The following is a 6,905-nucleotide window of genomic DNA, read 5'->3' on the forward strand; positions in this document are numbered from 1 at the left end:
CCCGATTTCCGATTCCGGCGGGCGCCAAACCGCAGTGCCTTATTGCGCAGCCGTGGCCTGCTCGCCCTGATCCATGTCAGAGCCGCACGATTTTGCTTCGAGCAGGATCGAGTTCGGTGCGATCAGACTGTGGCGATCGAATGTGGAAGCGCGGCACCGGCCGCCACGCTTACGGACAGGCCCCGCGTCCCCGGTCGGGCCGGGTATGGAGGCGATCGCGGGCGTGTGGGGAAGCGCGCCTTCTGTGACGCTGGAAAGTAGGCCGATGCCTTGCCGAACGTCGATCGTTTCAATGCCTTGGGACATCCAGCGCCAGCGTTGCGCTGCCTTCGTGACATTCATGGTTCGGGGAGACGGCGATTTTCCCCTGCGTATGAGGCGTATTGACTTCGGCCGAGTGCAATCCTGCCTGGAACAGCCGGTTGCACGTCGAGCACCTCGAGGATGGATGCTTCGCCGACGAGTTGGCCGAAACACACCTGGCTCAGGCGATCGGATGGAGAGCGGGCTGTCGCTATGCGGCTTCTTCTAAGCCCAACGCGAGCATGCCCTGCCCCGAACGAAATAAGTGACGTAGGCCATGCAGCTTCGATGTCATTCAAAGGGCGGTTGCGCCTCGGCCGCCGCAGCGCCGTTCCAGCCGGCTCATGCTGTCCACGGTGACACGGCGGTTGTTCTCGATCCGAATCACGCCGTCCATTCTCAGGCTGGTCAGCTGACGGCTCACGGTCTCGTTTGTGATTCCAAGGAAATCAGAGATGTCGGCACGCGTCATCGGCAGCTCGAAGCACGCCGACCTAGCCGCCGGGTCAACACTGGAATCGATGTTCCGGGCGATCATGAGGAGAAAGCTCGCCACCTTCTCCGGTGCGGTCTTGCGCCCCAGAGTCACCATCCATTCGCGTGCCTCGTCGAGTTCGTTCAGCGCCTGCTTGAACAGGCGATGCACAAATTCCGGTGATTCCTTCATCAACCGTTCGATGGCCGCTCTCGGAAACGAGCATAGCGAGACAGCTGTTGCCGCTTCCGCATTGATCGCGCTTTTCATCTTGAAGGGCCGTCCCAGAAAATCCGGCGCGAACTGGAGACCGACGATCTGCTGGCGGCCGTCCGAAAGGCTCTTCGTCAGCTTCACCACGCCTGAAAGCACGTTTGAATAACAGTCGACCGCCTCGGCGTCGCCGATCAGTTCGACCCCCGGCTCGATATTGTGCCGCGACGACGTCTTGGCGAGCTGAGCCAAATGGTCTGGTTCGAGCGCACCACAGACACCGCGGTGCCGTGCCTCGCAAGACAGGCAAAGAACGGGAATGCCGGAACTGTGAATGTCCTGCCGTAATGTCATTCGATCGCTCTACTTGTCCAGTGCGGGCAGGATAGCAATCGACGGTAGAAAAATCCTTGCGGCAGTTTGTCCGTGCTGAACGCTGATCGAAATCAGGGCTTAGGCTCATCCAAGCATCCACAGTTCCGGCGACGCAAACACGGTGGACCACGACATGCGACTGGAGCTAGCTGCCAGACTTGGCGAGAACGTCCCGCGCTATACCAGTTATCCGACCGCGCCGCATTTCCATGCGGGGGTCGATGCCGTCGTTTACCGAGGCTGGTTGGAGGCGCTCGAAGGTGGTGACGAGATATCGCTTTACCTGCATATTCCCTATTGCGACAGGCTCTGCTGGTTCTGCGCGTGCCATACCAAACAGACGCGCCACTACGAACCAGTGACCACATATCTCCGTTCACTGCATGCCGAGATCGCCACCGTCTCCAGTCTTGTCACCGGCAAGGGCCGAGTTCGCGCGGTTCATTTCGGCGGCGGTTCGCCGACGATGCTCAAACCGGAAGATATCGTGGCGCTGGGAACCGTCCTGCGCAACAGCTTCACGTTTCTCCCCGGTGCAAAGATCAGCGTTGAGATCGAACCCAACGATATGGACGATGCCCGCCTCGATGCACTTGCCGAAATCGGCATGACAAGGGCGAGCCTCGGCGTCCAGGATTTCGACCCGAAGGTGCAGAAAGCGATCAACCGCGAGCAGACCTTTCTGCAGACCAAGACGGTTGTTGATGGCGTTCGTTCGCGCGGCGTCGAATCCGTCAATCTCGATCTGCTCTACGGCCTGCCGCATCAGACCAGGGAGAGCGTCGCCTCCACGGTTGCACAGGCACTGACCCTGGAACCGGATCGGATCGCGCTTTTTGGCTACGCCCATGTGCCGTGGTTCAAGAAACATCAGACGATGATCGACAAGGCCTGGTTGCCGGGTCCGGCGGAGCGGTTTGCCCAATCGCAATTGGCAGCGCGGGCGATCATGGACCAGGGATACGAAGCAATCGGGCTCGATCATTTCGCCAAGCCCGGCGATGCGCTGGCGCTTGCGGCCCGCGCCGGGACTTTGCACCGGAACTTCCAAGGCTACACCGAGGACTGCTACGAGACATTGATCGGCCTCGGCCCATCGTCCATCAGCCAGTTTCGCCAGGGCTATGCACAGAATATGCCTTCGACCGCCGAGTATGGACGCATGGTTGCTCATGGCGGGCTGGCCGCTGTTCGGGGTATCGCGTTTTCTGACGACGACCGTGTTCGCGGCTGGATCATCGAGCGATTGATGTGTGACTTCGCCTTCTCGGCGATTGAGCTGGTGGAGCGCTTTGGCGAAGCCGGCCAAAGACTTCTCGTCCGAGCGAGTTCCACGGCCCTCCAAGATCCTGCGCGGTTGCTTGAACTTGATGGTGACCGCTTCGTCGTGCCTGCGGAAAGCCGGCCCTTTGTCAGGAGCATCGCGGCAAAGTTCGACAAATATTTCGAAAGTGGAACGGCCAGGCACTCAGCGGCAGTCTGAGCACCGCAGAGGAACGGTCATGGTTCTCAGTCGATCGTGAACCGATTGCGCTACATTTTTCACTGTTGATCGGCGACCGTCGTGTCGAGACAGGATTCGGAGCGGACCAGACGCGTCTTGGTATAGCGACGATATCGTCCGGTCGTGCCTTCCGGCGCCGTATTCCATTTCGCAGTCCCTGAAGCGCCACGTCGAGTCCGGCCTCTTTTCTGTATCGGAAGCAGTCGACAATCGTCCTGGCCAGATCATGGTTGTCGGCCGACAGCTCCCTTCGGCCTTGCAACAAGAATCCGCAAGGACCCTGCCAGCTGCAGCAGGCGCCGCCGCATCGCACCACCACACTATCCACCCGTGGCTCGCGCTAACCTTTGATTGGTTCGCGCCAAGCCGACGCCCGTCGAAACCGAGCCTCGGCAACATTCCGAGTCGTAAGCGGCTGGCCACGCTCCTGGTGCCGGTGGCAGAAAGTCCGCAAGCACCCCGGCAGCGCCGTCAAGCGTGGGACAACCCGTCCACCCGAATATCCGCCGGCGCAGTTTCAGTGAAAAGCGGGCCCAGGCTAGACGGCTCTCTTGTTACCCCAGAGCATAACGTGCAGCTGCGGCAGCACACGGGCTTCGAACCACCTGTCGCGGGTCACGCTATCAACCAGCCACTCCATGCGCTTCAATATTCCGTCAAGGTCGACAGGCGCGTCTTCATTTGCGGGGCGTGGCGGCGTGTGATTGCCGGGTTGCAGATAGATCGGAAGTCGCGGAAATCTCGCAGCGGCGTCTTTCGCGTAGGCGTAGTCCCTTTCGTCGAAAACAATGAGCTTGAGCACGACTTGCGGCCTGCCTTGTGCCGCCTGGAGGCACGCCTCGAAAGCGGCCCAATCGGTCGTCATTTGGCTTGACGGCGGCTTTGGGCTGAGGACTAGCACGTCGAGGTCGGCAAACCAGTCCCTGGCCACCGAACCTTGGGTTTCCAGCGCAAAACGGTAACCTTCACCATGGCCTCGCTCGATGAGCGCGCCGAGCGGCTGGATGGCCGGATTGCCGCCTGACAGCGACACCATCAGCGGGCGGCCACCGGAAAGCGCAAGCACGTTTTGCCACACCGCGCCAATGGACATCATCTCCCATTCATGGCGGAATTGATTGTCCACCGCATGCAGGCTGTCGCACCAGGAACAGCGATAGTCACACCCGCCGGTTCTGACGAAGACCGTCGGCAAACCGATGAGCACGCCCTCGCCCTGGATCGTCGGCCCGAAAATCTCACTCACGCGGATTGCGGGATGCGTATCGGTCATGGCCGGTATTCCGCCCAGGTTTTCGGCGTTTCGCTCACCCGCACGGCCGAGGTTTCGCGCAGGCGTGCCTTGCACCATTCATAAAAATGTCTGGCCAGATATTCCGCCGTGACTTGCTCATGTCCCAGCACGTCGTTGAGATGTCGGTGGTCGAAGCTCTCGTCGATGTAGCGTTTGAATGGCGCCAAATCGTGATAGTCGCGCACGAAGCCGTTGTCGTTCAGTCCATTCGCTGAAAGCTCCACTTCAACGATGTAGTTATGCCCGTGCAGGCGCGCGCATTGGTGATCGGGTGGCAACGAGGTGAGCTGATGCGAGGCTGAGAAGTGGAATTCCTTGGTGATGCGGAACATTACGCGGTCCTCCTTCGCAGCGCATCGAGCCAGAAGTCGGAGTCCTCGTAGTCGGTGGGGTCCGGCTGCCCAGAGAGATGAAACGCCTCGCGCCGCTCGACGCAGGTCCCGCACCTCCCGCAGTGACGCTCGGCGCCCTTGTAGCAGGACCAGGTCTGCGCAAACGGCGTGCCGTATGCTGCTCCATTCCTAACAATGTCCGCCTTCGTGAGATTCACATAGGGTGCATAAATGCGAATCTCCGCGTAGCCGTCGAGCGCGTGGTCCTGCATCATCTGGAAAGCGTCGATGAAGGCCGGACGGCAGTCGGGATAAATGAAATGATCCCCACCATGCACGGCCGTCGCCACCGCCTCAGCGCCGTGCGCTGCGGCGAAGCCGAAGGCAATGGCCAACATGATGGCGTTCCGGTTCGGCACCACCGTGACCTTCATCGTGTCTTCGGCGTAGTGCCCGTCGGGCACGTCCACATTATCGGTCAGCGCGGAGCCGGAAAGGCCGCCGCCGATCTCGTGGATGTCGATGATGCGGTGCGGGACGCTCAGTCGCTCCGCGCAAAGGGCGGCGAAGCCCAATTCCTTCCTATGCCGTTGGCCGTAATCGAAAGATAGGAGGCCGGCGAGTTCGTGCTCCGCTGCCACCTTGTGAGCAAGGGTAACGGAGTCCAATCCGCCGGAGCAGACGACGAGAGTCTTCATTTTTGGGTCCTTGTTTTAACCGGGTAGGCTGCGACCGGAGATTTCTCTGCGCTCCCAGTACTTCAGGAAATCCATTTTGTGAAGTGAACGGGGGACGAGTTTCATGCGCTGACGTGCCGCTGTGTGCAAGGCGCCCTCGCGGTGAGCCTGCAAGGAACACGGACTAGCGAAACGTCACGCTTCAGCGGAATGCTCAAAGGCGAGCGCACCGGAATATGCTCTGCAGGAGGTCCGGACCTTCGTAAACAAAGTTCTCGACGATCAAGCGCCCGGCGGTCCAGAGCTTCGAGGGACGCCACCGCGAGGGTTTCAGGTACAAGACGGCCCGAAGATGGGCTTGCCGCAAGAGAACGGACTTACCAGTGGGATGTTCAGCGACGCCGATGCAGATGTCTGGAATGATCACGACATCAATTGTCGCGGCAACTTTGGCCTCGGGTTCCGTAGATCCAGCGCATTCCGCTTCAGGATCGGTTCGAACCGGAGCACGCCCTCGGTCAATGGACGACCGGCAAACCCTGAATGATCGGTCGTGAGCCGACATCTGTGAACAAGCGGTGTGGTCGATTGCTATCACCCATGTGTTGCGCGCAGGTACCTTATGGCAGTGGATGAACTGGATTTGATGGTTTTACGGCTGGCGGTCGAAAGCGTCCGCTCGCTCTCCTTAAGCTTCGCTGAAAAGGCCGCCGAGGTAGCCACCAGGAGCCGCGGCATCCTGCTTTTCGACGTGCGGGTCGACGGTCATGCGGGGGTCCAGCGGGTCGCAGCCATCCGATATCAGGGCGACCAGATCGGCGTGCTGGCGTTGGACAGACAGGGCCTTGTTACCCACCATTGCATCGTCAACGGTACGTTCTCACATTTCATTGCGCCCTTGGAGACCTGGCACAGCATGCCCCTGTCGATGCAGGCCAAGATCGATGCCAACGGCCATGCCAGTCTCTTCCTAGGGGCCTTGCGAAATGCCGGACATTTGCTGGGCAGCTAGCATTTGGCCAGAATGCATCTGTGAATTTTTGCATGCGCATCGCTGCCGAACCGCCGGCATGATTGTCGTGCTCGAAAACGGCGGCGGCGATCGCGGAAAAGCGATCGCCGCGATCATGGCGATCAACGCGTGGGCGTTGCATCGATGCGCGATCGTTTGAGACGGAGATCTCCGCCTGGCATCGAGCAACATGCACGGAGGTACGCAAAGCGCAAATGCATCAAGTAGTTGAAGGGACGAGCCCCTCGCGCAAATGGAGCTTGCGCTGCCGTTGTCGTCCCATCGTGCCGCCGAACTCGGGGGCGTGACGATCGACCACGATGGCCTATTTTTTTGCAAAGCCGAATGTCCCGATTCCGAAGCCAAGGAAAAAACTCCGACCACAGCGAAGAATAGTAACAACACGGCGACGCGAGCCGCCTTGCGCTCTAGCAGGGGAGGTGCTTGCGGTGCTCTCACCGACGCAAGATCGCAAATGGCACGTGGGTGAGCACCAGAACTGGCGACACGCATGGTGATCGGCTTGACTCGCTGGAGGAAGCACAAGGCCTCAGTGGGCGGAGGCGCCAGCGACGGTCGAATACTGACTGGCTGCTCGGGATCTGATCGTTGAAATGACGTAGGATTTGGTTGCTTAAGCCGATCCGAACCATTTCCCGGAGACCACACCCACCATGAACGATCTTGCGCTGCCGCTGAGCGGTTTGTCATCAGTCGGCG

Annotated in this window: 7 protein-coding genes; 2 read left to right on the forward strand and 5 right to left on the reverse strand. The window is 60.1% G+C overall.

Annotation, left to right across the window (positions count from 1 at the left end; genetic code table 11):
* Positions 1–39: 39 nt before the first annotated feature.
* Both NKH70_RS24645 and NKH70_RS24650 read right to left on the reverse strand, forming a co-directional pair.
* Positions 40–342 carry a hypothetical protein gene (locus NKH70_RS24645; protein ID WP_353026251.1) on the reverse strand — a complete coding sequence of 101 codons (303 nt, stop codon included), beginning with the start codon at positions 340–342 and terminating at the stop codon, positions 40–42.
* 256 nt (positions 343–598) lie between these two features.
* Entirely contained in the window at positions 599–1,345 is a 747-nt protein-coding gene (locus NKH70_RS24650) for a Crp/Fnr family transcriptional regulator (protein ID WP_352453609.1), read from the reverse strand.
* A gap of 154 nt (positions 1,346–1,499) precedes the next feature.
* Here NKH70_RS24650 and hemN point away from each other — a divergent pair, with 154 nt between their 5' ends.
* The gene (hemN, locus tag NKH70_RS24655; protein ID WP_353026253.1) at positions 1,500–2,849 is read left to right on the forward strand and encodes an oxygen-independent coproporphyrinogen III oxidase; all 1,350 of its coding nucleotides are present in this window, start codon (positions 1,500–1,502) and stop codon (positions 2,847–2,849) included.
* Positions 2,850–3,408: 559 nt separating this feature from the next.
* On the opposite strand, the gene queE is transcribed toward hemN, so the two are convergent.
* Genes queE through queC form a run of 3 tightly spaced genes read right to left on the reverse strand, consistent with a single transcriptional unit; the run spans position 3,409 to position 5,194 of the window.
* The gene (gene queE, locus NKH70_RS24660) at positions 3,409–4,143 is read right to left on the reverse strand and encodes a 7-carboxy-7-deazaguanine synthase QueE (protein WP_352453860.1); all 735 of its coding nucleotides are present in this window, start codon (positions 4,141–4,143) and stop codon (positions 3,409–3,411) included.
* Positions 4,140–4,496: a 6-carboxytetrahydropterin synthase QueD gene (gene queD / locus NKH70_RS24665; protein ID WP_023722053.1), complete on the reverse strand. Its 357-nt coding sequence runs from the start codon at positions 4,494–4,496 to the stop codon at positions 4,140–4,142. The genes queE and queD overlap by 4 nt, the downstream gene beginning before the upstream one ends.
* The gene (gene queC / locus NKH70_RS24670; RefSeq protein ID WP_031194962.1) at positions 4,496–5,194 is read right to left on the reverse strand and encodes a 7-cyano-7-deazaguanine synthase QueC; all 699 of its coding nucleotides are present in this window, start codon (positions 5,192–5,194) and stop codon (positions 4,496–4,498) included. Before queC ends, queD begins: the two co-directional genes overlap by 1 nt.
* A 601-nt stretch (positions 5,195–5,795) precedes the next feature.
* Between queC and NKH70_RS24675 the strand changes: the two genes are divergently transcribed.
* The gene (locus tag NKH70_RS24675) at positions 5,796–6,185 is read left to right on the forward strand and encodes a hypothetical protein (RefSeq protein WP_352453859.1); all 390 of its coding nucleotides are present in this window, start codon (positions 5,796–5,798) and stop codon (positions 6,183–6,185) included.
* Positions 6,186–6,905: the final 720 nt, after the last annotated feature.

The sequence above is a fragment of the Mesorhizobium sp. M0991 genome (genome assembly GCF_040318915.1).
GTDB lineage: Bacteria > Pseudomonadota > Alphaproteobacteria > Rhizobiales > Rhizobiaceae > Mesorhizobium.